The organism is Serratia sp. 121840015-1, assembly GCF_053627655.1.
This window is the reverse complement of the sequence record NZ_JBSEYF010000001.1, coordinates 446717-469343: the sequence shown is the minus strand read 5'-3', so window position 1 is coordinate 469343 and position 22627 is coordinate 446717. Positions and strand designations below refer to the sequence as shown.

26 protein-coding genes, 2 tRNA genes and 1 other RNA gene are annotated in these 22627 nt (G+C 57.7%); 20 read left to right on the top strand and 9 right to left on the bottom strand.

The genetic code is table 11. From position 1 onward, the window contains the following. The first annotated feature begins 34 nt into the window (after nucleotides 1-34). The 12 genes from ACUXAC_RS02265 (at nucleotide 35) to ACUXAC_RS02210 (ending at nucleotide 5375) form a co-directional block, all read left to right on the top strand. A complete protein-coding gene (locus ACUXAC_RS02265) occupies nucleotides 35-568 on the top strand; it encodes a hypothetical protein (RefSeq protein WP_060441861.1) in 534 nt (177 codons plus the stop codon). Next, nucleotides 568-759, top strand: coding sequence for a DUF1482 family protein (locus ACUXAC_RS02260; RefSeq protein ID WP_454266425.1), 192 nt, complete (start codon nucleotides 568-570; stop codon nucleotides 757-759). The genes ACUXAC_RS02265 and ACUXAC_RS02260 overlap by 1 nt, the downstream gene beginning before the upstream one ends. Beyond that, complete coding sequence (locus ACUXAC_RS02255; protein WP_454266703.1) at nucleotides 752-1237, top strand: class I SAM-dependent methyltransferase; 486 nt, start codon at nucleotides 752-754, stop codon at nucleotides 1235-1237. The genes ACUXAC_RS02260 and ACUXAC_RS02255 overlap by 8 nt, the downstream gene beginning before the upstream one ends. Next, a complete protein-coding gene (locus tag ACUXAC_RS02250) occupies nucleotides 1230-1406 on the top strand; it encodes a hypothetical protein (RefSeq protein ID WP_454266424.1) in 177 nt (58 codons plus the stop codon). Before ACUXAC_RS02255 ends, ACUXAC_RS02250 begins: the two co-directional genes overlap by 8 nt. Next, on the top strand, nucleotides 1403-1921 hold the full coding sequence (locus ACUXAC_RS02245) for a hypothetical protein (protein WP_454266423.1): 519 nt from the start codon (nucleotides 1403-1405) through the stop codon (nucleotides 1919-1921). The genes ACUXAC_RS02250 and ACUXAC_RS02245 overlap by 4 nt, the downstream gene beginning before the upstream one ends. Then, a complete protein-coding gene (locus tag ACUXAC_RS02240) occupies nucleotides 1921-2235 on the top strand; it encodes a hypothetical protein (protein WP_454266422.1) in 315 nt (104 codons plus the stop codon). The genes ACUXAC_RS02245 and ACUXAC_RS02240 overlap by 1 nt, the downstream gene beginning before the upstream one ends. Continuing rightward, nucleotides 2235-2567: a hypothetical protein gene (locus ACUXAC_RS02235; RefSeq protein WP_454266421.1), complete on the top strand. Its 333-nt coding sequence runs from the start codon at nucleotides 2235-2237 to the stop codon at nucleotides 2565-2567. Before ACUXAC_RS02240 ends, ACUXAC_RS02235 begins: the two co-directional genes overlap by 1 nt. Nucleotides 2568-2699: 132 nt before the next feature. Continuing rightward, nucleotides 2700-2975 (top strand): hypothetical protein, encoded by a 276-nt coding sequence (locus tag ACUXAC_RS02230; protein ID WP_025303611.1) that lies wholly within the window; start codon nucleotides 2700-2702, stop codon nucleotides 2973-2975. Nucleotides 2976-3019: 44 nt separating this feature from the next. After that, a complete protein-coding gene (locus ACUXAC_RS02225) occupies nucleotides 3020-3598 on the top strand; it encodes a 3'-5' exonuclease (RefSeq protein ID WP_454266419.1) in 579 nt (192 codons plus the stop codon). A gap of 47 nt (nucleotides 3599-3645) precedes the next feature. Further along, nucleotides 3646-3858 carry a hypothetical protein gene (locus tag ACUXAC_RS02220; protein WP_454266417.1) on the top strand — a complete coding sequence of 71 codons (213 nt, stop codon included), beginning with the start codon at nucleotides 3646-3648 and terminating at the stop codon, nucleotides 3856-3858. Continuing rightward, nucleotides 3858-5036 carry a phage integrase Arm DNA-binding domain-containing protein gene (locus ACUXAC_RS02215; RefSeq protein WP_454266416.1) on the top strand — a complete coding sequence of 393 codons (1179 nt, stop codon included), beginning with the start codon at nucleotides 3858-3860 and terminating at the stop codon, nucleotides 5034-5036. Before ACUXAC_RS02220 ends, ACUXAC_RS02215 begins: the two co-directional genes overlap by 1 nt. A gap of 209 nt (nucleotides 5037-5245) precedes the next feature. Beyond that, nucleotides 5246-5375, top strand: a non-coding RNA gene (locus ACUXAC_RS02210) — RtT sRNA. Between the two features lie 47 nt (nucleotides 5376-5422). On the opposite strand, the gene ttrA is transcribed toward ACUXAC_RS02210, so the two are convergent. Genes ttrA through ttrB form a run of 3 tightly spaced genes read right to left on the bottom strand, consistent with a single transcriptional unit; the run spans nucleotide 5423 to nucleotide 10246 of the window. Beyond that, nucleotides 5423-8494: a tetrathionate reductase subunit TtrA gene (gene ttrA / locus ACUXAC_RS02205; RefSeq protein WP_454266415.1), complete on the bottom strand. Its 3072-nt coding sequence runs from the start codon at nucleotides 8492-8494 to the stop codon at nucleotides 5423-5425. After that, nucleotides 8487-9512 carry a tetrathionate reductase subunit TtrC gene (gene ttrC, locus ACUXAC_RS02200; protein ID WP_387441766.1) on the bottom strand — a complete coding sequence of 342 codons (1026 nt, stop codon included), beginning with the start codon at nucleotides 9510-9512 and terminating at the stop codon, nucleotides 8487-8489. Before ttrC ends, ttrA begins: the two co-directional genes overlap by 8 nt. Further along, nucleotides 9509-10246 carry a tetrathionate reductase subunit TtrB gene (ttrB, locus tag ACUXAC_RS02195; protein WP_387441768.1) on the bottom strand — a complete coding sequence of 246 codons (738 nt, stop codon included), beginning with the start codon at nucleotides 10244-10246 and terminating at the stop codon, nucleotides 9509-9511. The genes ttrC and ttrB overlap by 4 nt, the downstream gene beginning before the upstream one ends. A 229-nt stretch (nucleotides 10247-10475) precedes the next feature. Between ttrB and ttrS the strand changes: the two genes are divergently transcribed. The 3 genes from ttrS (at nucleotide 10476) to ACUXAC_RS02180 (ending at nucleotide 13102) form a co-directional block, all read left to right on the top strand. Further along, complete coding sequence (gene ttrS / locus ACUXAC_RS02190) at nucleotides 10476-12197, top strand: tetrathionate respiration histidine kinase TtrS (RefSeq protein ID WP_387441918.1); 1722 nt, start codon at nucleotides 10476-10478, stop codon at nucleotides 12195-12197. After that, nucleotides 12169-12768, top strand: coding sequence for a tetrathionate respiration response regulator TtrR (gene ttrR / locus ACUXAC_RS02185; RefSeq protein ID WP_387441770.1), 600 nt, complete (start codon nucleotides 12169-12171; stop codon nucleotides 12766-12768). The genes ttrS and ttrR overlap by 29 nt, the downstream gene beginning before the upstream one ends. Nucleotides 12769-12859: 91 nt before the next feature. Beyond that, complete coding sequence (locus ACUXAC_RS02180; protein ID WP_084827369.1) at nucleotides 12860-13102, top strand: DinI family protein; 243 nt, start codon at nucleotides 12860-12862, stop codon at nucleotides 13100-13102. A 192-nt stretch (nucleotides 13103-13294) separates the two neighbouring features. Here ACUXAC_RS02180 and ACUXAC_RS02175 read toward each other — a convergent pair. From ACUXAC_RS02175 to ACUXAC_RS02160, 4 genes are all read right to left on the bottom strand, one after another. Beyond that, nucleotides 13295-13370: transfer RNA gene (locus ACUXAC_RS02175), tRNA-Thr, on the bottom strand. A 6-nt stretch (nucleotides 13371-13376) separates the two neighbouring features. After that, a tRNA-Ser gene (locus ACUXAC_RS02170) sits at nucleotides 13377-13464 on the bottom strand. Nucleotides 13465-13621: 157 nt separating this feature from the next. Next, nucleotides 13622-13951 (bottom strand): osmotically-inducible lipoprotein OsmE, encoded by a 330-nt coding sequence (osmE, locus tag ACUXAC_RS02165; RefSeq protein WP_019453681.1) that lies wholly within the window; start codon nucleotides 13949-13951, stop codon nucleotides 13622-13624. A 127-nt stretch (nucleotides 13952-14078) separates the two neighbouring features. Then, entirely contained in the window at nucleotides 14079-14546 is a 468-nt protein-coding gene (locus ACUXAC_RS02160; protein WP_025303631.1) for a nuclear transport factor 2 family protein, read from the bottom strand. A gap of 107 nt (nucleotides 14547-14653) precedes the next feature. Here ACUXAC_RS02160 and ACUXAC_RS02155 point away from each other — a divergent pair, with 107 nt between their 5' ends. Then, nucleotides 14654-15232 carry a TetR/AcrR family transcriptional regulator gene (locus ACUXAC_RS02155; protein ID WP_060439390.1) on the top strand — a complete coding sequence of 193 codons (579 nt, stop codon included), beginning with the start codon at nucleotides 14654-14656 and terminating at the stop codon, nucleotides 15230-15232. On the opposite strand, the gene ACUXAC_RS02150 is transcribed toward ACUXAC_RS02155, so the two are convergent. Both ACUXAC_RS02150 and ompC read right to left on the bottom strand, forming a co-directional pair. Further along, entirely contained in the window at nucleotides 15226-15642 is a 417-nt protein-coding gene (locus ACUXAC_RS02150) for a VOC family protein (RefSeq protein ID WP_047730203.1), read from the bottom strand. The two genes, ACUXAC_RS02155 and ACUXAC_RS02150, sit on opposite strands and share 7 nt — an antisense overlap. 150 nt (nucleotides 15643-15792) lie before the next feature. Then, nucleotides 15793-16923 (bottom strand): porin OmpC, encoded by a 1131-nt coding sequence (gene ompC, locus ACUXAC_RS02145; protein WP_197834084.1) that lies wholly within the window; start codon nucleotides 16921-16923, stop codon nucleotides 15793-15795. Between the two features lie 698 nt (nucleotides 16924-17621). On the opposite strand from ompC, the gene ACUXAC_RS02140 reads away from it, so the two are divergent. The 4 genes from ACUXAC_RS02140 to rcsB are packed head-to-tail and all read left to right on the top strand — an operon-like array spanning nucleotide 17622 to nucleotide 22601. Then, nucleotides 17622-18026 (top strand): DUF4186 domain-containing protein, encoded by a 405-nt coding sequence (locus tag ACUXAC_RS02140; protein ID WP_084827911.1) that lies wholly within the window; start codon nucleotides 17622-17624, stop codon nucleotides 18024-18026. Nucleotides 18027-18080: 54 nt separating this feature from the next. Continuing rightward, nucleotides 18081-19235, top strand: coding sequence for an MFS transporter (locus tag ACUXAC_RS02135; RefSeq protein ID WP_047730202.1), 1155 nt, complete (start codon nucleotides 18081-18083; stop codon nucleotides 19233-19235). 20 nt (nucleotides 19236-19255) lie between these two features. Beyond that, nucleotides 19256-21958 (top strand): phosphotransferase RcsD, encoded by a 2703-nt coding sequence (rcsD, locus tag ACUXAC_RS02130; protein ID WP_060420091.1) that lies wholly within the window; start codon nucleotides 19256-19258, stop codon nucleotides 21956-21958. Then, on the top strand, nucleotides 21951-22601 hold the full coding sequence (gene rcsB, locus ACUXAC_RS02125) for a response regulator transcription factor RcsB (protein WP_004935900.1): 651 nt from the start codon (nucleotides 21951-21953) through the stop codon (nucleotides 22599-22601). Before rcsD ends, rcsB begins: the two co-directional genes overlap by 8 nt. The last annotated feature ends 26 nt before the right edge of the window (nucleotides 22602-22627 follow it).

Here is a 22627-nt window from a genome sequence, read left to right as displayed (position 1 = left end):
TGAAGTGTTGCCAAAAACTGTGTGGAGAATAATTATGTCTTGGATTTTAACCTTTACTGGCAAGCGTTTTGATTACGCAGCGCCAAACGTAGACGATATTTGCATTGAAGATATCGCTCAAGCGTTATCACATGAATGCCGTTTCAATGGCCATCTTCCTGAATTTTACAGCGTGGCACAGCATTGCTTTATTGCAAGCCAGATCGTGCCGCCAAGCTTTGCTCTCGAAGCTTTATTGCATGATGCCCATGAAGCTTATTGCAAAGATATTCCATCACCACTCAAAAAATTAATACCTGACTATCGCGGCATCGAAAATAACATTGATTTTGTTATCCGCTATAAATTTGGGCTTCCTGCCACAACCAGTCCGATCGTTAAAAATGCCGATCTGGTGATGTTAGCCACCGAGCGCCGCGACCTCGATATTGACGACGGCACGCCGTGGCCGATGCTCGAAGGAATCAGCCCATCCGAAGATTTTCTCGTGTCACCGGTAAATCCAGTGCAGGCACGCACGATGTTCCTGCAGCGATTCCACCAGCTGACCTCAGAGAGGGGCGTGTAATGTTCGGCCTGTTCCTACTCGTCTGCTACACGTACCAGCCATGCGAATTCGTGCCGCAGGGCTGGGTGTACCCCGACAAAAGTAACTGTCTGGCGGATATCCACCAGCAACAGCTTCCACCGCAATATGAATGCCTGCCAGTGGATGGAGTGATCCCGGCGCGGCGCCAGGGGGCCGAAAATGCTGACTGATAAAACCATTCTCGATATGTGCTGCGGCCCGCGCATGTTCTGGTTCGACAAAGAAGACGAGCGCGCTGTATTCAGCGACAAGCGCAGCGAGAGCCACACCCTGTGCGATGGTCGGAAACTGGTTATCTCCCCTGACCTGATCGCCGACTTCACCGCGCTACCGTTTGCAGACGGTAGCTTCCCTGTTGTCGTGTTCGATCCGCCGCACCTGGAGCGCGTCGGCCCCAAGGGCTGGCAGGGCAAAAAGTACGGGAAGCTCGATCGCGAAACATGGCGCGATGAACTGCGTGCCGGGTTCGCTGAGGCCTTCCGCGTGCTGCGGCCACACGGCGTGCTGATCTTCAAATGGAACGAAACCCAGATACCTGTTAGCCAGATCATCGCTCTCACAGACGAAAAACCGGCTATCTGGCAACGCACCGGTAAGAACGATAAGACGCACTGGATCATCTTCGTAAAGGGGGCTGGCAATGGCTAAGCGCGTCAGCACCCAAATCGTCAGCAGCGTCTTTGTAAAGAAAGCCGTCGTCATGTGGTTCGTGCCGCGGCGATTCGAAAACCAGGTAGAGCTCGGAATGAAAGTCGTGTTCTGGAACTCAGGCGAATATTACGGCCGGATCCGCCGGCTGCAGGAGACAACATCATGAGCAAATTGATCACCGCAGTTGAACCACAGCGCGACCAGTACGGCTACTGGACGCACCCGGATTACTTTGTGCCGGCCAATGGCGCGGAATATGGCACGCCTGGTGAATTTGAGGCGTGGAAGGAAGCAAACCGCGTCACTGGCGCGCTGCAGTGGATGGAAAATCATGCCACTGCCGAACAGATCGATGCCCATGAATCCGGGGACGGCGATATTAGCGATTGGGAGCCTACTCCGCCGGCGGGCGATGGATGGTTTATTGCTTCGATTCACGATACCGAAGATGGGCCAGTTTGTTACTGGCTGCGCCCTATTGAAGAGGATCCCGATGCCTTAAAGAATCTGGTTGAAAAGCACCACACCGAAGCTTTGAAACGTGAATTTATCGACGCTCACCAGGCATGTGAAAAAGCAGCCTATGCCTATTTCTGTGCTTGCGAACTTGGAGAAGAGCGCAGCAACGCAGGTGAAATTTATCAACGTATTCGGCTGGCCACGCGCCGCGGGGGTTACTGATGAGCAAGATACTGAATTTTTATGGCGCCAGCGATGATCTTTTTGAGGTTGAGGGTGCGATACGTGAAGAGATCGGCTGCTCTAACGAGCTGGGGATCTATCACTTGAAATCTGCCGAAGGCGAAGTGCTGATTGTCGCAACCTACACCGATGAAGGTTGCTGGGCTATTGGGCTTTGTCAGGTTGGCGAAGACGTGCCGGTACCAGCTTGGCCTGTCTCATACTCCATGCATGAGCGAGGTTACAGCGTCCAGCTGACCATGGAAATACCGGACGATACGCAGCTGGTTATGGCCAATGAGGATGACGATTGATGAGCAAGCAAACCTACATCGAAGATTTGCAACATTCACACCTAAAAGAGCAGCAGGCACGGCGTTATCGGACGTTCTCACCATACAGGTATAGAGGCAATGACCGCTGGCTTGAGGTGTGCAACGCCCACAACCGCAATGTAATGCGAAAGGCTCGCCGAAGCATCGGCAATAGCAACAAGATTGGCGTCAGAAAGACAGGAAAAGGCATGTGCGGCTTTTTGCTTGAGCTGAAAATGTGGGCGCAGTTTGTCAACGGCAATCGTCAAAATTCCGGCATGCCTAAACGTGTGTACCGCATCAACCACCGTGGGGTGATCACCCATGCCTAAACTTAACTTTTCACCACGCCTGGTGCGTGGTGTCGCGATGACAACAGAGTGCGACATGTGGCAATGCAAGAAACATTATCGTTTTCGCTCTGGCAAGTATTACGGGCGGGCTAGATATGTGGAGGTGTGAGCATGGCTAAGCGTAAGAGCAACAGGCAGGCGCGGTTAGCGCTATGGGTTCCGATTGCCGGGTATGGCGACTGTTTCAAAATCAGTAACCGGCGCTGGCAGGTTTACAGCGCCAACTATCCACACGTATGGCAGCACGTTAAGCCATCACGCAGCCAGCGGCGTTCCAAGCGTTATCTTGATGAGTTACGCATTGAGAGGCATTTCAAACAGAACCATAGCGACGGAATGAGCGCAGAGCAGGCGTGGAATTTGGCCGTCAAGACCGTTAAGGGCTGAGGCCCAGGAGAGGCTGGCAGCGGCCCCAACACAAGGTAAAAACAATGAATGATCTGATGATTGACCTGGAAACCATGGGCAAGAGACCAAAAGCGCCTATCGTCGCGATCGGTGCCGTGTTCTTCGAACCAACCTCCGGCGATCTTGGCCCGCGGTTTTACACCGCAGTGAATCTGGCAAGCGAACTAGCCGTCGGCGCCGTTCCCGATGGCGATACCATTAACTGGTGGCTGAAACAAAGCAGCGAAGCCCGAGCGGCGATCACCAGTGACGAGGCAAAACCCATCGCTGAAGCCCTCGATGCGTTGACCAATTTTGTCGCCCGCAGCTGCGAGCAGCCGAAGTACCTGAAGGTTTGGGGCAATGGTGCAGCTTTCGACAATGTCATTCTGCGTGAATCCTACGAGCGTTGCAGCAAGGTGCCATGCTGGAACTGGTTCAACGATTTGGACGTGCGCACCATTGTGAACCTCGGCCGGCGGATTGGATTCGATCCGAAACGCGATCTGCCGTTCAGCGGGGAACGTCATAACGCCTTGGCCGATGCGGTACACCAGGCGCAATACGTTTCAGCAATACACCAGCGATTGCTATCACCCCACCAGCAGCCGGACGACCTGTAATTTTTTAACGGCCCGTTGCAGCGGGCCTATTGTGTGGAGGAAAAACCATGGCCGATAAATTAATGCGCGCAAGCAAATGGCTCGCTCGTGAATTTGAAGAAGGCTCAATCCCAGATAAACGCACTGTCAAGCGTTGGATTGAAAACGGTAAAGTTAGAGGGAAGGTAGTAGACGGTATGTCATATGTTTATTCATCTGAGCGTTGGGGAGTTCAATCTAAAATTTCTCATGCTGTTGACCAACTGATTAGGGAGTCGTAATGGCCGCCCGTCCGCGCCGGCGGGAAAACCGGCATTTACCAGATCAACTTTATTTCGATAAAGCTACTGGCGTTTACCGCTTCACTCTGGTCACAGGGAAACGCAAGTCTCTGGGTAAAGACCGGGCGCTGGCAATCGATATTGCACGCGAATACAACAACAGAATGCGTCCTGAAAATGCAATATCAATAGACTCACTTATCAGGGAGTCTGGAGGTATACAAGGAGAAGCTCTCCCCTTCGCTGAGCATGTAGATAGAATAATGGCGAGAGCTATTGAAGATGAACGTCCATCCGACAATACGAAAGATGATTGGAATAATGATGCAAAGCGGGTGAAAGAATTTTTTGTAAATATACCGGCATGTGATATCGAACTGGAGCATGTAAACGCTTATATAAAAGAATACCATGCGGAAGCATCAGCCAACGTTCAAAACAGAAAGGTCAGTTTCTTAAAGAAACTATTCAGTTACGCTGTAGATGAATCGTTAATGCTGGATAACCCGGCCACGCGTAAGAAAATGCGAAGAACAGAAGAGAAAAAGAGACAGCGCCTATCCCTAGAGCATTTCTTGGCTATTCGTAACGCAGCATTGCCATGGTTACGAACAGCCATGGATCTGGCATTACAGACAACACATGCACGCCTTGAAGTATCCCGGATCCGCTATTCTATCCGTGAACCAAAGAATGGGATTTGTGGGTGCGTTTGGTTGGAACAGCCCGTGAATGGCATTTACGGCACGCTATATATTCACCGGCAAAAAGTACAAAAGAAAGAGGCTTCACACGTTGCTATTCCGATCGGGGAGGTTTTGAAGAAGATCATCGAGGAAAGTAGAGACAATGTAGCTAGCCCATATGTTGTGCATCGCATACCTGATCGGAACGTGAAACGCAGCAAAGAAGTTGCTCACCCGACCCAGGTGGCGCCTGATTACCTCAGTCGCTCTTTTTCCAAATTGCGCGATCAACTTGGGTTATGCGACCACCTGGAAATGGAAGAACGGCCGACATTCCATGAGATACGTGCTTTAGCAGCTCACCTTTTTGACAACCAAGGGATAGATCCACAAGGTCGAATGGCACATAGCGACGCAAAATCTACAAAAATCTACACCCAGAATCACATCGATTGGGTTGTTGTCCCGCATGGGGAGATCTCTGTAGGGTAGATGGCAAAACCGGCCCTAACTTGTTGATGTTTATAAGCCAAGTTATGCACAAAATGCACTGTTTGTTTAAACAGTGAAATGACTTAAAACCCAGTACTGGCGCGGCTTTCAGCGAATTTCAAACGGTATCATGGGGTGTCGGGGGTCGGAGGTTCGAATCCTCTCATGCCGACCAAATTTAAGAAAACCTGCTGTTACAGCAGGTTTTTTTTCGTCTGCACGCTGAGAGGATGAGAATCTCCGAAGGAGGTTCGAGCCGAGCGCAGTGAGACCACGTTGCTTTAGCAACGGCCCGCAGGGCAAGCATCGAAGATGCGCATAATCCTCTCATGCCGACCAAGCTCAAGAAAACCTGCTGTTACAGCAGGTTTTTTTTCGTCTGCCGTTTACGCGGAAAGTTTGACGATCGCCGCAGGAATACCCTGGCGCACCGCCGCACCGGTTACCCAATCCAGCCAGGTGTTCGGCACTTCGCGCGTCGGATCGGCAAAGCCCAAATCGTTAAGGTTGATGCCGGCGGCGATGCGCTCATCCATCGCCAGCGGTTCGCCGTCCAGGTAGTGCTGGCTGGCGCCCATCTCCCGGTGGCCGTAACCGTGTTCCACCGCGATCACGCCTGGCATCACCCCCGCCAGCAAACTGATCTGCGCCTCCCGGCTGCCGCCCGGCGTACTGATGCTCACCCAGTCACCGTGTTGAATGCCGAAACGCACCCCGTCCACCGGGTTCAGGGCCATCAGGTTCACCGGCTTCACGTCGTGCAAGCGCCGGATTACCGCGGTGGAGCTGCTCATCACATTGGATTTGAAGGACATCAGCCGCAGCGGCCACTGCCGCTCAGGGTAGAGCTCTTCCACCGCACGGCCGTCCGACAAACGCGCCGGGTAACAGGTGGGGCAGCCGCTGAAACGCTCGCCGGTGATCGCATGGCGGTGCTTTGCCACTTCCGCATTCCAGATCTGCAGCGGCTTCTCCCAACGGTTGCCCACGCTGCCGTCGCGGCGGCCGCTGTCATGATCGGCGAAGCGGCCACCTCGGCTGTAGATAAACGCCACGCGGTCGATTTCATCGGCGCGCAGCGTCTGCGCAAGCTGCGGCAACAAGCGATCGACGCCGCACAGCGCCAGCTCTTCCGCCCTCGCGGCCGGCACCGGCGCCTTGCCGGCAAACGCCACGTTGGCGGCGGCGCGCAGATAATAATCCTCAGCGCGGTTGAGCGGCAGCAGCCCGCCCTGGCCGTCGCCGATAGCGCGATCGCCAAACCCCGGCAGCCCCAGGCGTTTGGCGACGGCGATGCAAAACGCCTCCATGGAAATCGGCTGCCCTTGCGCCGTTTTCGCGGTCGCCGGCGTCACTATCGGCCAGCGCGCGGTAGTGGCCTTGCTGGCGACGCCGCCCCAAGGGGCGCTGAATCCCCAGCTCTCAAAGTTATGGGTATCCGGGATGATATAGTCGGCCAGCGCCGTCGTTTCGTTGATAAACGCATCGATGGCGATAAACAGCGGCAAACGCGCCGGATCTTTCAATCGTTCCTCCGCCACGCCGCGCAACCCGGCGATACCGTACAAGGGGTTGGTCATGTTCGAGATCCAGACTTTCAGCCCGTACGGATACCCCGCCAGCGCCGACGTCAGCAGCTCGGTCAACTGCCCGGCGACGAACGGATACCAGGGCGCCCTGGCCGGCCAGGGTGAAATGCCCGCCGCCACTTTTTCGCGGTATTCGTCGGAGGTTTCATAAGCGGCCTTGCTGCGCGCGATATTCAGCCCCTTCGGTTTTACCAGGCCGGGAAACTCGACCAGGTTATAGCGCGGCCCCTCGGCGAAGCCGTTGAATTTACCGCCGCCGACAAACACCCCGCCCTCCAGGCTCAGATTACCGATCAACACATTGAGCATCATCACCGACCAGGTATTGTAAAACCCGTTTGCCGCCATCATCCCGCCATGGGCGATCACCGCCGCCTTGCGCCCATGGGCGGTAAAGGCCTCGGCCAGCGCCGCGATGCGTGCCACCGGCACGCCGCATTCCCGGCTGTACGCCTCCGGCGACAGTTTGTCGGCGGCCTCTTTCAAACACTGGAAACCGCTCTTCACCGCCACCTGCGCGCCGTCGTGCAGCGTCACCGTGCGGGTTACCCACAGCTCGGCGCGGTCGCACGCCTCGGCCGGCACCAGCTCCCCCGCGCCGTTGACGACCAGCGGCGACGCCGACTCGGCGCCGTTCAGATGAGCGAGCGTCAGATGCTGCCCCGCCAGCGGGTGCTCGCTCTCGGCGATCACCAGATGCGTGGCGTTGGTCCAGCTCTTCTCGCTGGCACGCTGCATGGCGGCCTCCGACGGGATGGCGAGATAGTCGGCCTGATAACGCCGGTTGTCGAGGATCCACTGGATCATCGCCATCGCCAACGCTGAGTCGGTGCCCGGTAATATCGGGATCCAATGGCCATGATCGTCCGCCAGCGTGGTGGTCAGCGGCAACGCTGGCGCCACCACCGCATAGCGAAACTCGCTGCGCAATCTGGCGCTGGCCAGCTGCCGGGCCTGGCGCTTGAACGGGTTGCCGGACTGCGCCGGCGAGGTGCCCATAAACAGCGCGAATTCGACCTGTTCCCAGTCCGGTTTCACATGCGGGTTCTTGTCCAGATCGTTCATCAATGCACCGGAGCCGGCACGGTAGGCCAGCCCACAATAAGCGCCGTGCGCGCCGAAGTTTTTGCTGCCGAAGCTGTTCTGGGCGAAGCGCCGCAGGAAGCTGTCGCGCCCGTCGTCACCAGCGTTGGTCACCAGCAGCTGGTTGGCTTTCGGCCCCAGCCCCGGCCGCCGGGCGTCGATCGGCGTTTCCAGATCGCGGATCGCCCGCAGGCCGTCCACATGCCCCTCGCCGAACAGATCGCCGCCCTCCACCACTTCAGCGATCAACTGCTCGAAGCTGATACGTTGCCACTTGCCCTCGCCGCGCTTGCCGACGCGTTTCATCGGCTCCAGCACGCGCAGCGGGCTGTAAAGCCCCTCCAGCAGCGTGGCGCCGCGCGCGCAGGCGGTGGAACGGGCGTCGAGGCCGCTTTCGCCGCCCAGCTGCGCCAACGCCTCCTGCAACGGCAACGCCGAGTCGACGTGCCGTTCCTGAGACAGCGGATGATAAGGGTTGCCGGCAATGCGCAATACCCGATCGGTCTGCCTGTCCACCCGTACCCGCACGCCGCATTGCGTCCAGCAGCCGAAACACTGGGTCATCGAGATGGCCTGCTGCGGATTGCCTTGCCATTCCGGCACTGCCCGCCCTTCGGGCAGCAGAGAGTTGCCGTTGATGCGATCCAACGTCACCCGCCCTGAGGTGCCGTGAATCAAGCCGTCGATCGCCCGTTTGGCGACCTCACGATAGCTCAGGCCAAAAGCGGACAACCCGCCGAAGGCCAGGCCCACTTTCAACCACTGACGCCGGGTGAGTTTAGCCATGTTGTTTTCTCCGAAATAAAAACGCCTGTGCTTCACGCACCATGATCATTAACGCCAGCCACAGCCCGAAAGTGCCGACGATCGCCAGTAAGCCGTCGGTACCCAGCGGCAGGCTATAGAGGGAATAAGACGCGTTGTATTTCGGGAGGGTTTGTACCTCGATCAACAGCGTCCAGCGCATCAGCCAGCTCAGCCCCAGCGCGCCGGCCACCAGCAGCGGTGCGCCGCCGCGCGGCAAACGTCGATAGGTGGCCCAGGCGGCACACGCCAGCGCCAGTGCCCACAGCGCGATCCACCCGGCGGCATACTGACGCGCCGCCGCCTGCGTATACAGCCAGTGGCGTACCGCCGCGCCGGATAGCGTATCGCCGCACACCCACAGCAGGATCGCCCCGCCGAGCAGCAACAGCGTCAGCAGCATCCCGCGCGCCAGCGGCGCTTGCAGGCCGGGCCGTTTGCGCATCGCCAACAGCAACAGGGCCAAGAGCGCCTGCAGCGCGCTGAGGAACATCACGATCGGAAATCCGTAGCTGAACCAGATGGGGCGGGCGCGCACAACGGAAACCTCACGCCCGGTGTACAACAGCAGGCCGATAGCTACCAGCGCACAAGCAGGCGCTATCCCACGCAGCAGCGCCACCCGCCTGCCCGTCAGCCGCGTAAATTCGATCGCGATAAACCACAGGCCGATCAACAAGGTAAACAGCGGCAAGAACAGCGCGCCCCATGGCATCCACGACCAGGGCGTCGGGTAAGCGTAGAAATGCCAAAAGCGGGCGGTTTGATGCAGGTCGGCGGTCAACGCCAGCGGCGCGGTGATGGCGCACGTCAGCCCGATAAACAGCGCCGTGCGCTCCAGATGTGCGGCGCTATCCCCACCACGCCAGCGCCACACGCAGGCCAGCAGCGCGGCGCAGGCGGCGATGCCGATAAAGAAGAAATATTGCACGGCCCACGGCAGCCAGCTCACCGCCTGCGGCTGGCTCAACACTTCTGCGATCATCAGTTGGCGGTTCATCGTCCCTCCCCCCATAAGGCGACCTGCGCCCGGCCCGGCAGCGGCGTGACGAAGGCGTCATCCAGCCCCAGATAAAAGACGTGGGGCGCGGTTTGATTCTCCGGCTTGAGGACTTTGATCTCGTCCTCGTGGCGCCGCAGCAGCTTGCTCAGCGTGCTGTGCGGATCGCGCATGTCGCCGATGATCCGCGCCCCGCCCACGCACGACTCCACGCACGCCGGCAGCAATCCCGCTTCCAGCCGGTGCACGCAGAAGGTGCATTTGTCCGCCGTTTGGGTGGCGTGATTGATAAAACGGGCATCGTACGGACAGGCCTGCACGCAATAGGCGCACCCCACGCAGCGTTTGTTGTCGACCGCCACGATCCCGTCCTCGCGCTGGAAGGTGGCCTGCACCGGGCATACCGGCACGCAGGGCGGGTTGTCGCAGTGGTTGCACAGCCTGGGCAGCAGCACGTTGGTCGCCACCGCTTCGCCTTCGAGGCTGACCTGGTACTGGTTTACCGTGGTGCGAAACTCCCCGTGCGGCGTCTGGTTTTCAATGGCGCAGCTCACGGTACAGGCCTGGCACCCGACGCAGCGCCGCAGGTCGATCAGCATCGCATAGCGTCGGCGAACATCCCCCTCGCGCCGCGTCGGCGCCCACGTCAGCCCGGCTTCCGCCATGGGGATCAGCGAGGCCCCCGCCGTCAACACGCCCAGCCGCTGCAAAAACTGCCGTTTACCGAAATCCATGCGCCTCTCCCACACCCTGGGCATCACCCCGATCACGCTATTGATGCCCGTTAGATGAATAAACAATGTCGATGATTTACAGTGTAAAAATGGCATTGGGCTCAGCTCTATTGTGGTTAACCACATACCGAACCTAACGTTGATCTAAAACAAGTGACGGCAGGCAGATTGCCCATCAGGAGGGGCCGTGAGGGTCGTGTTATTACTGCTGCTCAGTCTCGGCTGGGGGATGGCGGCACAGGCGGGCGAGTGGTCGGTCGGCGTGCTGGCGATGCGCGGCGATGCGGCGACCGCGCGTGACTGGCAGCCGCTAATCGACAGGCTCAACGGCAGCGTCGGCGGTGAACGCTTCTGCCTGCGGCCGCTCGATCTGGCGCAGATGCGCGAGGCGGTCAATCGGGGCAGCGTGCAGTTCGTGGTCACCAATCCGGCGCAGTTTGTGCAGCTGAACAGCCACTATCATCTGCGCTGGCTGGCGTCGTTACGCGCCGCCAACGGCGACCGGGCAACGGGCAACATCATCGGCAGCGTGATTCTGGTGCGGCGCGACAGCGGCATTACGACGCCACAGGCGCTGATGGGCAAAACGGTGGGCGCCATCGATCCGCAGGCCTTCGGCGGCTATCTGACCGGTTATAAGGCGCTCAGCGATGCCGGCATACGGCCCGAGCGCGATTTTCACCTGCGCTTTACCGGTTTCCCTGCCGACGCCCTGCTCTATCTGTTGCGCGAACGCGCCATTCAGGCCGCCATCGTCCCCGTTTGCCTGCTGGAGAAAATGGATCAGGAAGGCCTGATCAATCCGGCGGATTTTCGCCCGCTGTTGCAACAGGCCGCGTCGGTTCCCTGCGTTACCAGCACGCCGCTTTACCCCAACTGGTCGTTCGCCGCCCTGCCCGGCCTGGAGAACTCACTGGTGGATGCGGTGGCAAGAGCCTTGCTGACCGCACCGCCGCAGTCACCCTTCCTGTGGGGCGCACCGGCCTCGACCAGCGAGGTGGAAGCGCTGCTGCGCGCCGTCAATCAACACCCGGAACAGCGGCGGCTGTGGCTGGATATCAAAAGCTGGCTGATCCAGCATCAGACGGCCGTCGGCCTGTCGCTGGCGGTGCTGGCGCTGTTGATCGTCAACCACATCTGGATCGCGCTGCTGGTACGCCGGCGCGGGCGGCAGTTGCTCCATGCCGGAGAGCAACTGCGGCGGCAGGAGCAGGCGCTGGAGAACGCCAGGCAGCTGAACGTGCTGGGGGAAATGGCCTCCGGCTTCGCACACGAGCTCAATCAACCGCTGGCGGCTATTCGCCACTATGCGCAAGGATGCCTGATCCAACTGCGCAAAACGGACGCCGGGCATCCGTTGCTGGGGCCGCTGGAAAATATCGACCGACAGGCGCAGCGCGGCGGCGAAACGATTCATAACCTGCGCCAGTGGGCACAGCCCACCGCTGAGGCGATAGATCAAACGCGCTGGCAGTCCGCTGCGGTAAGCGAAACCGCCGAGCGGGTGTGGGCGCTGCTGCGCCTGACGCAGCGCTATCCCGACCTGACGTTGTTCAACAACGTGGCGCCTTCGCTGACGCTAACCCTGCCGCCGGCGCTGCTGGAACAGCTGCTGGCGAACCTGCTGCTGAATGCGGCGCAGGCCGGGGCCAATGCCGTCTGGCTTTCCGCCACCCAGAGCGAACGGGCGATCGAGTTGCATCTGCAGGACAACGCGGGCGGCATGACAACGGCCGGGCTGGAACAGGCTTTTCGCCCCTTCAACACCACCAAAGCCGGCGGCATGGGGCTGGGGTTAGCCATTTGTCGGCGCCTGGCCCGCTATGGCGGCGGCGAAATCCGCCTGGCGAACCGCCCCGCCCCCGACAGCCGCAATGGGCTGTGCATAACGCTGCATTTCATATTGAACGATGAGGAAAACCATGTCGCTAATTCATCTGGTGGACGATGACGCCGCCGTCACCGACGCCTGTCATTTTTTGCTGACCAGCCTCGGCCACGACGTGCAGTGCTGGAATGACAGCGCCGACTTTTTGGCGCGGGCCGACCTGTTTCAGATCGGGATCGTCTTGCTGGACATGCGGATGCCGAAACTCGATGGGCACCAGGCCTACGCTGAGCTGCGCCGCCTCGGCAGCACGCTGGCGGTGGTGTTCCTGTCCGGCCATGGCGACGTGCCGATGGCGGTGGAGCAGATGAAGTACGGCGCGGTGGACTTCCTGCAAAAACCGATCGCCACTGAACCGCTGATCGCCGCCCTCGAACGCGCGCACCGGGTTTCGGCCGCAGCCTGGCAACGCCATGAAACCCTCGGCCGTTACCGCACGCTCACGCCGAAAGAACGCGACATCGCACAGCTGGTAGTGCGAGGCATGATGAATCGGGAAATGGCGGAGCGGCTGAATATCGCCCTGCGTACCGTGGAGGTTCACCGGGCGAAAGTGATGGAGAAAATGCAGGCCGCCAGCCTGGCGGAATTGGTGATTCAGCTGCAGGCTTGGTCGCGCACAGCGCAAGAATGAACGCCTCATGCAAAATTGCTTTCCCACTCTTGCCAACCCGCCTTCCTCAGGCCAGAATACTGTACATTAAATCAGTATTTACAGGTGAGTCATGTTTGTAGAATTAGTGTACGACAAGCGCAACGTCGCTGGGCTACCCAACGCCGCCGAGATTATTCGCAACGAGCTGGAAAAACGCGTGCATGCGCTGTTTCCTGAAGCCGAAGTGCGCGTAAAACCGATGCAGGCCAACGGCCTGAACTCCGACGCCAGCAAAAGCGATCGTGAGAAGCTGAACCGAATGTTGGAAGAGATGTTCGAAGAAGCGGATCAGTGGCTGGTCACTGAGATTTGAACCCTACCTGATAGCCGGCTCATCCTCCGGCTATATTTCTGCCAGAATAAGCCATAGGCTCCTCCCCTCCGTGATGAATGTCCAAGCTCCATGCGGCAGATGAAAGCCCCGCCTATAGGTTAATTTGATCCTTCGGTGTCAGCGTGCAGCGCATAACAAAAAGCCCCAGCATCGCTGCTGGGGCTTTTATCATGGTGCCGGCTACCGGAATCGAACTGGTGACCTACTGATTACAAGTCAGTTGCTCTACCTACTGAGCTAAGCCGGCTGAATTTGGCGGAAGGACAGAGATTCGAACTCTGGGAGCTGTTACACTCGACGGTTTTCAAGACCGTTGCCTTAAACCACTCGGCCATCCTTCCAATGGGCGCTGATATTAGCGATACCGTTATGAAATGTCTATCGTTTTCATGCAAAAAAATGGCACAACCGGTGCAGTTGCCTAAACTTCAGGCCTTAAACGCTTAAAAAATGAAAAGCCCCGCGCAAGCGAGGCTTTTTGTGTCGGCCGAAACGCGATTATTTCGGCTGAGAATCGTAGTCTGAACAGGTTTGATAGCCCTTGTTCATGACATGGCCCGTGTCGTTGTAGCTGACAAAGTACGTTTGCACTTTGCCGTCGCGCGGCGCCACCGCATAGGTGTCGCAAGTGCCCTGCGCATGAACCAGCGTGGCGGTGGTCGACGGCGGACCGGCGATAGCCCGCACCTGCTGCTTGGTCATCCCTACTTTGACATCGCTGACCACCGGCTCATTGACATAACTGGTTGCGCGGTCATAGGCGGTGCAGCCGGCAAGAATGGAAAATACCGCCGCAGTGCCGACGGCCAAAACCAACTTCTTCGTCATAGCTTGTCCTCTTGGAGTGCGTTTGTTGTCCCCTAAGTCTAGAAGTGGAAAGGCTTTTCTACAAATTCCCCTTTGTCGATCGGTGCGCTTTTCCTCACGAGCGGCCATCGCGGGCGCGACGTCAGATTCAAAAACCGAAATCGCTCAGGGCCGGGACATCGTCCGGCCGCCGGCCGAGCGGCCAATGAAAACGCCGATCCTGTTCGCGGATCGGCATGTCGTTGATGCACGCATGGCGGTTGATCATCAGCCCCTCCTGATTGAACTCCCAGTTTTCGTTGCCGAAGCTGCGATACCAGTTGCCGGAATCGTCGCGCCATTCATAGGCGAAACGCACCGCGATGCGCGCGCCATCAAACGCCCACAGTTCCTTGATTAGCCGATACTCCAGTTCTTTCGCCCATTTGCGTTGTAAAAAACCGACCACCGCTGCGCGGCCGTCGACAAACTCCGCGCGGTTACGCCAATGGGTATCGAGGGAATATACCTGCGATACGCGTTCGGGATCGCGACTGTTCCAGGCATCCTCCGCCAGCCGCACCTTCTCGATGGCGGATTCGCGGGTAAAAGGCGGCAATGGGGGTTTAATGCTCATGTTCATCTCCTGAGTGAAGGCATGTAGACAACTCTGTCTACAACATTACGCTAGCGCATGTAGACAGAATTGTCTACAATCACTCGGAAATAGCCCAGGAGAAAATGATGACCGCCGATCTCAACGCCTTGCCCGCCCGCCAGCGCATCCTGCTGACGGCGCACGATCTGTTTTATCAGGAGGGGATACGCGCCACCGGCATCGATCGCATCATCAAGGAATCTGGCGTAACCAAGGTGACGTTTTACCGCCATTTTCCCAGCAAGAACGACTTGATTACGGCGTTTTTGGCCTATCGCCACCAGCAGTGGCTAGCCTGGTTCAGCACAGCGTTGGCCAGGCATGTGACGCAAACCGGCGGGTTGCTGGCGGCGCTGGCGCCCTGCCTGGCGGAATGGTTCGACGATCCGCGCTTTCGCGGCTGCGCGTTTATCAATACGGCGGTGGAACTTGCCGACCTGCTGCCGGAAAGCCTGCACATCGCCAGCCAGCATAAGCGGCAGATGGCGGACGAGCTGGCACGTCACCTGCCCGCCGGCCCACAGCGGGAACAGCACTCAGCGATGTTGGCGATGCTGATCGACGGCGCCATCGTCAGAGTGCAGATAGAGCGGCAACCGCAGGCCGCGCTGCAGGTGCTGAATGCTACGTTGGACATGTTGGCGCAAGGCGGGTTCGATCAGTAATTGGCCCAAATGCCCGGCGTCACCAGCTCCAGCAGATGAGCGTCGGGATCGCGAAAATAAATGCTCTCCCCGCCGTGTTCCCAGCGCATCCGCCCCTCTATCTCCACGCCGTTGGCCATCAGATGCCGTTCCCAATGCGGCAGTTGGTCTTTCGCTACCGCCAGCCCGATATGCGCCGGCCCCACGCCATCGTGCGCGGGAATAAACCCGGTCGGATAGTGCGCCCCACGCAGCGAGTCGCCCTCGATAAACAGCAACAATACGCTTCGATCGCCGACGTTATAGGCGCGAAACCGTTCGTTGGCAACCATCGCCGGCAGTTGCAGCACCTCTCGATAAAAGGCGTCCGCGCGTTCAATATCGCTGACGTACAGCACCGTTTCGATCACCTTGTCGATCTTGAGTTCCATATCACCTCCGCTCTGTTTGCTGTACTGACAGCGTAGGCCGAGCGAGGGCTAGCCGAAGCGCTTCCCGTGCCGACAACGGATCAATCCGTGCTTTACAGGCAAAAAAAAACGCGGCCCGAAGGCCGCGTGATGACGTTCACACTGAGGTGCTTAGAACTGGTAAACCAGGCCCACGGCAACCACGTTGTCGGTGTTGATACCGGCAGCTTGGGTGAAGTCGTTGTTGTCCAGCAGGTTGATTTTGTAGTCAACATAGGTGGACATGTTTTTGTTGAAGAAGTAGGTCGCGCCCAGGTCGACGAATTTGACCAGATCTTCATCGCCGTAGTCCTTGCCGTTACCAGCGAGGCCCAGGTCTTTACCTTTGGTCTGGTTATAGCCCACGAACGGACGCAGACCGAAGTCGAACTGGTAGTGCGCGTAAGCTTCGAAGCTCTGCGCCTTGTTGGCGTAACCGAAAGCATCGCTGGTAGAGCTACCGAAGCGCGCCGCGTTGTAGGACTGGGTGAACATCACGGCCAGGTAGGTGTCGTTGGCGTCATATTTCAGACCACCGGAATACCCTTCTGCTTTATCGCCGCGGCCCATAATGTTCTGGTAGCCGCCACCGCCGTTCTGCTCGCTGGTACGACGGGAGTTGAAGAAGGCACCGGCAGCACTGATGCCGTAGCCCAAGTCATAGCTCATGGACATGCCGTAGCCTTCGCCGTTCTGACCCAGAACGTCACGGCCGTTGTTGGTTTCTTCTGGGCTGCCGTTCTTACCCTGGTACTGCAGGGCGAAGTTCAGGCCGTCAACCAAACCGAAGAAGCCGTTGTTACGGTAGGTCGCCAGGCCGCTGGAGCGCTGGAACATGAACTGGTCAGCGCCGTAGGTCGAGCCGTCGAACTCAGGCTGCAAGTCGGTGTAAGCCGCGACGTCGTACAGCACGCCGGTGTTACGACCATAGTCGAAGGAACCGTAGTCGCCGAATTTCAGACCGGCGAAGCCGTAACGGGTGAAGTTCTTGTTGTCCTGGTTTTCAGCGTGGTTCAGGTTAGCCTGATATTCCCACTGGCCGTAACCGGTCAGCTGATCGCTGATTTGCGTTTCGCCACGCAGGCCAAAACGCATATAAGACTGATCGCCGTCCGCGCCATCATTGCTGGAGAAATAGTGAAGACCGTCGACTTTACCGTACAAATCCAGTTTATTACCGTCTTTGTTGTAGATTTCCGCCGCGCCTGCTGTGCCTGCAACCAGCAGTGCGGGTACCATCAGAGAGAGTACTCGAAGTTTCATCGTTATTATCCTCGTTAATTATGTCGAGCTACGGCCACTGCCCTTTTCGAGCATTATTAGCACGACTGTGCATTACCATTCTGGTAACAAGGGTTATATTAATCCAGAAAGAAAATGATACCAAGTATCCGATAGTGTTTCATTGTAATTAATAAAGGTTTCAAAATGTAAATACGCGCGAACTTTCACAAAACATTACAGACAAACAAAATAAAGCACTTAAAGACAAAGAATAGATTAATTGATAAAAAATCATGTAGTTATACATATCTTTAAGAAAAAAAAGGCAACCATACAATTGAATCGAGCAATAAGCACATTGTGCCAAAACGCTGTCCGCACGCAGCCGCTATAATCACCTCGCTATCATCATTATTTTCATTATTACCTTCATTATCCGAAGATAATTTCAGCATTCCTTTAACCGGCTTCTGGCCGGTTTTTTATTTTCCTCCACACTCTCCTCACAATTTCAGCTCGTACAAATAGCAGGCAAATAAATAACCTCATGATATAGTTTCACTAATTCACTTCCGCACTAATTGCTAATCTTTTCTGTTATTTTAGTCTACAAATTGAGCTTGCTTTTCATTTCGTGCTTTATCCCATCCTTTATTTCTCGCCGCAGGCATAATTAGCCGCGGAGTTTCACTTCTGATAGCCTGAAAAAAAGCTCACCCTCAGCGAGTAAAGTCATGATGCCCTTTCAACCCGACGTGCTGTGGCAGCGGCTGCAAAGCTCCCCCTTCCGCGCCCGTTTCCGTTTAAATGCCAAGGACCAAACCTACCTCGACGACAAGGGATTGCCGCTGATCCTCAGCCATGCCCGCGATTTCATCGACAGTCGCCTGGCCGCCGCCCATCCTAAAAATGACGGTAAGCAAACGCCGATGCGCGGCCACCCGGTGTTTGTCGCCCAACACGCCACCGCCACCTGCTGCCGCGGCTGCCTGGAAAAGTGGCACGGCATACCGCAGGGTATCGCGCTCGACCAACGGCAAAAGGCGTATATAGTCCAGGTGATCGCCCTGTGGCTGGTGCGCAGAGGCGGTGCCAGAGAGGAACCAAACGCGAATCTTTTCGACCCGGATCGCGGATTGTGATAAAAACTGTCAGTAACTTTCGCCACTCTTTTGACCCAAGATCCTGACGCTTACATGACAGCCACCTTGTGCAATGAACAGCAAACGCCCGGCGTTCCTCAACAGATCGCCACCCGCCTGGCCTTTTTCGTCGCCGGTCTCGGCATGGCCGCCTGGGCGCCGCTGGTGCCCTTCGCCAAAACGCGCATCGGTATCGATGACGGCTCGCTCGGCCTGTTGCTGCTCTGTATCGGTGCCGGTTCCATGCTGGCGATGCCGCTGACCGGTTTCCTGACCGGCAAACTGGGCTGCCGCGCGGTGATCCTGATGGCGGGGCTCGGGTTATGCATCGATTTGCCGCTGCTGGCGCTGATGGATTCCCTCGGCGGCATGGCCGTGGCGCTGCTGCTGTTCGGGGCAGCGATCGGCATGATCGACGTGGCGATGAACGTTCAGGCGGTGATCGTCGAACGCGCCAGCGGCAAGGCGATGATGTCCGGTTTTCACGGTTTCTTCAGCATCGGCGGCATTGCCGGCGCCGGTGGCGTCAGCGCGCTGCTGTGGCTGGGCCTGACGCCGCTGCAATCCACCCTGCTTACCGTACTGGCGGTGATAGTGCTGCTGGCGCTCGCCAGCCGCCATCTGCTGCGTGAGAGCGGCGCCGACGACGGCGGGCCGATGTTCGTCTTGCCGCGCGGCTGGGTGATGTTCATCGGCATCCTGTGCTTTATCATGTTTCTGGCGGAAGGATCGATGCTTGACTGGAGCGCGCTGTTCCTCACCACGCTGCGCGGCGTCGAGCATAGCCAGGCCGGCCTGGGCTATGCGCTGTTTTCCATCACCATGACGCTCGGCCGGCTCAATGGCGATCGGGTGGTGAACTCGCTGGGCCGCTACCGGGTGCTGCTGCTGGGCAGCCTGTGCGCCGCACTCGGTCTGAGCCTGGCCATCGCCTTCAATCACGCCACCGTGTCGCTGGTCGGTTTCATGCTGGTCGGCCTGGGCGCCTCGAACGTCGTGCCGATCCTGTTCAGCGCGGCAGGCAACCAGCGCGACATGCCGGCCAATTTGGCGATCGCCTCCGTCACCACCGTCGGCTATGCCGGTATTCTGGCCGGCCCGGCGCTGATCGGCTTTATCGCTCAGTTTTCCAGCCTGACGGTGGCTTTCGCCTGCGTAGCCGCCCTGCTGTTGGCGGTCACCGCCAGCGCCAAGGCCGTCACTCGCTGATTCAGGAATGCGCAGCCACTATGCAAAATAAACAACTGACCATCAGCTCCAGCAACATTACCCGCTGCTTCCTGCTGTTTATCGTGCTGCTGACGATCGGCATTGGCCTGTATGGTTACAACTACACCAACGCCTGGCTGGCGGAAAAGAAGTACACGCTGAACAGCATTGCCGGTTCGCTGCAAAAGCGTATCGATACCTACCGCTATATGACCTACCAGGTCTATGACAAATTCGGCAATGCGCCGGCACAGAACAGCGATCCCGGTTTGCAGGAAACCCGCCTGCGGCCCGACGTCTATTATGTCGAGAAGCCGCACAAGAAAACCGACGCGGTGATCTTCGGCAGCCATGACGAGAACACGCTGGCAATGATCGCCAACATCTCGGACTATCTGGACACCCGCTGGGGTGCCAAGACCGAGAACTACGCCATGTATTACCTCAATGGCCAGGACAACAGCCTCAGTCTGATCACCACCCAGCCGCTCAAAGAGCTGGCTTCGCGCTTTCGAGAGAGCTACCTGACCACCTCGGCGGACGAACGCCGCGCCGAGATGCTGCAACAGGCCAACATGCTCGACGAGCGCGAGAGCTTTTCCGATCTGCGCAAGCAGCGTTTCCAGAACGCCTATTCGTTCTCGATTCGCACCACCTTTAATCAGCCGGGACATCTGGCGACGGTGATCGCCTTCGACTTGCCGATCAACGACATCATTCCGGCCAATCTGGCCCGCGCCAATTTCCTGCTGCTGCCGGACGACGTCGATCTCGACGACAGCGCCATTCCGGCGGAAACGGCTCTCGGTACCCATGCGACGATGAGCGGCGGTTGGGTCGAGTTCAGCGCCGCCCTGCCCAATGCGCCGCTGAAGGTGGTGTATCGCGTTTCGGCCATCAATCTGGCCATCGATCTGCTGCGCAACAACATCTGGCTGATCGCGATCAACCTGCTGCTGCTGGCACTGTCGATGCTGAGCATCTACTTTATCCGCCGCCAGTACATTCGCCCGAGCGAAAACATGGCGGTGGAGCTGGAAGCCGAGCGCGCGCTGAATCAGGAGATCGTCTCCAGCCTGCCTTCCGGCCTGCTGGTCTACAGCTTCGCCAACAATACGGTGATCGCCAGCAACAAAATCGCCGAACACCTGCTGCCGCACCTCAGCCTGCAAAAAATTGCCCATATGGCCGAACAGCATCACGGGGTGATCCAGGCGACGGTCAACAATGAAGTGTATGAAATCCGTATCTTCCGCAGCCAGCTGTCGCCGGACACCTACCTGTTCCTGATGCACGATCAGGATAAAGAGGTGATGGTGAACAAGCGGCTGCAGCAGGCGCGCCGCGAATACGACAAGAACGTTCAGGCACGCAAGCTGATGCTGCACAACCTGGGCATCGAGCTCAATCAGCCGGTACGCCATATGCACGATCTGGTCGATCGTCTGCGTAACCGGCCGGATGAGGAGCAGCAGCAGGCACTGCTGGGCCAGTTGACCGCGGAGTCGGCTTCGGTGCTGGGTTTGATCGATAACATTACCCTGCTGACCAGGCTGGAAACCCAGGACTGGCAGCCTACGCGTGAACCGTTCAACCCGGCGGCGATGGTCGACGAGTTGCTGCTGGAGGCCCTGCCCGCCCTTAATCAGAAGGGGCTGGCGCTGTTCAAGCATTTCCAGCTGGACGTCGAGCAGAACTATATCGGCGACGCCAACGCGCTGCGCAAAGTGATCGCGCTGCTGGTGCATTACGCCATTATCACCACCGCCTGCGGCAAGATTTCGCTGGTTGTCGACCATGAGCCCGAGCACCCGGATCGCCTGATTTTCCAAATCAACGACACCGGCTCCGGCATCTCCAACGAAGAGATCAGCAACCTCAACTATCCCTTCCTCAGCCAGACGCTGGTGGACCGCTTCAACCACGGTTCCGGGCTCACCTTCTTCCTGTGCAACCAGCTGTGCAAAAAGCTTAATGGCCAGTTGGATATTCGCAGCAAGGTGGATATCGGCACTCGCTATACCATTCGCGTCGCCATGGAGATGGAGAAAAAAGAGCCGCAGGAGCAGGAAAAGCTGCTCGACGGCGTCACTGCCCTGCTGGACGTCACGTCGGATGAGGTGCGCGGCATCGTGACCCGCCTGCTGCAGGCCTACGGCGCCGACTGTCTCGTCGCCGAAGATCGCGCGGTCAACCGCGATTATGACGTGCTGCTGACCGATAACCCACAACGCGCCGATGACTACACCCTGTTGTTGGCGACCGATGAGCCGGGCTGGCAAGCGCTGGATAAACGCTACATTCGGGTGAACTATAATCTGAACGGCGCATTAATCGACGCCGTGCTGATGCTGATCGAACAGCAAATGGCCGCGCTGGAACAGGAAGAAAGCCCGCTTTCATTGAGCTCAGAAGATATCCAACTCTATGAAAAACAATTGAAATCAAGTGATTACTATGGGCTGTTTGTCGATACAGTACCCGACGATGTCAAAAAACTGTATACTGAGGCGGGCAGCAGTGATTTCAATGCGCTGTCACAAACCGCACACCGCCTTAAAGGCGTGTTTGCCATGTTAAATCTGCTTCCCGGCAAGCAGCTGTGCGAATCGTTAGAACAGCGCATCGCAGAAGGTGATGCGCCCGAGATCGAGAATAACATCAGTCAGATTGATTTTTTCGTCAGCAGACTGCTGAAGCAAGGTAGCCAACAACATGAATAACCTGAACGTAATTATTGCTGATGACCATCCTATCGTACTGTTTGGCATCCGGAAGTCACTTGAGCAAATTGAATGGGTGAATGTCGTTGGGGAGTTCGAAGACTCAACCGCACTGATCAACAATCTGTCCAAGCTGGACGCCAACGTGCTGATCACCGATCTGTCGATGCCGGGTGACAAGTATGGCGACGGCATCACGCTGATTAAATACATCAAGCGCCACTATCCGCAGTTGTCGATCATCGTGCTGACCATGAACAACAACCCGGCGATCCTGAGCGCGGTATTGGATCTGGATATCGAAGGCATCGTGCTGAAACAAGGCGCGCCGACCGATCTGCCGAAGGCGCTGGCCGCCCTGCAGAAAGGCAAGAAATTCACGCCGGAAAGCGTCTCTAAACTGCTGGAGAAGATCAGCGCCAGCGGCTATGGCGACAAACGCCTGTCGCCGAAAGAGAGCGAAGTGCTGCGCCTGTTCGCCGAAGGTTTCCTGGTGACCGAAATCGCCAAGAAACTCAACCGCAGCATCAAAACCATCAGCAGCCAGAAGAAATCGGCGATGATGAAGCTGGGCGTCGAGAACGACATCGCCCTGCTCAACTACCTCTCCTCCGTCAGCATGACGCCGTTGGACAAAGACTAAATCCCGCCTCACGGCAGGTTAGCGCC

Bases quoted from the DNA above. Each gene is read 5' to 3' on its own strand.
- ACUXAC_RS02265 (WP_060441861.1), top strand. From the start codon at position 35: ATGTCTTGGATTTTAACCTTTACTGGCAAGCGTTTTGATTACGCAGCG.
- ACUXAC_RS02260 (WP_454266425.1), top strand. From the start codon at position 568: ATGTTCGGCCTGTTCCTACTCGTCTGCTACACGTACCAGCCATGCGAA.
- ACUXAC_RS02250 (WP_454266424.1), top strand. From the start codon at position 1,230: ATGGCTAAGCGCGTCAGCACCCAAATCGTCAGCAGCGTCTTTGTAAAG.
- ACUXAC_RS02245 (WP_454266423.1), top strand. From the start codon at position 1,403: ATGAGCAAATTGATCACCGCAGTTGAACCACAGCGCGACCAGTACGGC.
- ACUXAC_RS02240 (WP_454266422.1), top strand. From the start codon at position 1,921: ATGAGCAAGATACTGAATTTTTATGGCGCCAGCGATGATCTTTTTGAG.
- ACUXAC_RS02235 (WP_454266421.1), top strand. From the start codon at position 2,235: ATGAGCAAGCAAACCTACATCGAAGATTTGCAACATTCACACCTAAAA.
- ACUXAC_RS02230 (WP_025303611.1), top strand. From the start codon at position 2,700: ATGGCTAAGCGTAAGAGCAACAGGCAGGCGCGGTTAGCGCTATGGGTT.
- ACUXAC_RS02225 (WP_454266419.1), top strand. From the start codon at position 3,020: ATGAATGATCTGATGATTGACCTGGAAACCATGGGCAAGAGACCAAAA.
- ACUXAC_RS02220 (WP_454266417.1), top strand. From the start codon at position 3,646: ATGGCCGATAAATTAATGCGCGCAAGCAAATGGCTCGCTCGTGAATTT.
- ACUXAC_RS02215 (WP_454266416.1), top strand. From the start codon at position 3,858: ATGGCCGCCCGTCCGCGCCGGCGGGAAAACCGGCATTTACCAGATCAA.
- ttrA (WP_454266415.1), bottom strand. From the start codon at position 8,494: ATGGCTAAACTCACCCGGCGTCAGTGGTTGAAAGTGGGCCTGGCCTTC.
- ttrC (WP_387441766.1), bottom strand. From the start codon at position 9,512: ATGAACCGCCAACTGATGATCGCAGAAGTGTTGAGCCAGCCGCAGGCG.
- ttrB (WP_387441768.1), bottom strand. From the start codon at position 10,246: ATGGATTTCGGTAAACGGCAGTTTTTGCAGCGGCTGGGCGTGTTGACG.
- ttrS (WP_387441918.1), top strand. From the start codon at position 10,476: ATGGCGGCACAGGCGGGCGAGTGGTCGGTCGGCGTGCTGGCGATGCGC.
- ttrR (WP_387441770.1), top strand. From the start codon at position 12,169: ATGTCGCTAATTCATCTGGTGGACGATGACGCCGCCGTCACCGACGCC.
- ACUXAC_RS02180 (WP_084827369.1), top strand. From the start codon at position 12,860: ATGTTTGTAGAATTAGTGTACGACAAGCGCAACGTCGCTGGGCTACCC.
- osmE (WP_019453681.1), bottom strand. From the start codon at position 13,951: ATGACGAAGAAGTTGGTTTTGGCCGTCGGCACTGCGGCGGTATTTTCC.
- ACUXAC_RS02160 (WP_025303631.1), bottom strand. From the start codon at position 14,546: ATGAGCATTAAACCCCCATTGCCGCCTTTTACCCGCGAATCCGCCATC.
- ACUXAC_RS02155 (WP_060439390.1), top strand. From the start codon at position 14,654: ATGACCGCCGATCTCAACGCCTTGCCCGCCCGCCAGCGCATCCTGCTG.
- ACUXAC_RS02150 (WP_047730203.1), bottom strand. From the start codon at position 15,642: ATGGAACTCAAGATCGACAAGGTGATCGAAACGGTGCTGTACGTCAGC.
- ompC (WP_197834084.1), bottom strand. From the start codon at position 16,923: ATGAAACTTCGAGTACTCTCTCTGATGGTACCCGCACTGCTGGTTGCA.
- ACUXAC_RS02140 (WP_084827911.1), top strand. From the start codon at position 17,622: ATGCCCTTTCAACCCGACGTGCTGTGGCAGCGGCTGCAAAGCTCCCCC.
- ACUXAC_RS02135 (WP_047730202.1), top strand. From the start codon at position 18,081: ATGACAGCCACCTTGTGCAATGAACAGCAAACGCCCGGCGTTCCTCAA.
- rcsD (WP_060420091.1), top strand. From the start codon at position 19,256: ATGCAAAATAAACAACTGACCATCAGCTCCAGCAACATTACCCGCTGC.
- rcsB (WP_004935900.1), top strand. From the start codon at position 21,951: ATGAATAACCTGAACGTAATTATTGCTGATGACCATCCTATCGTACTG.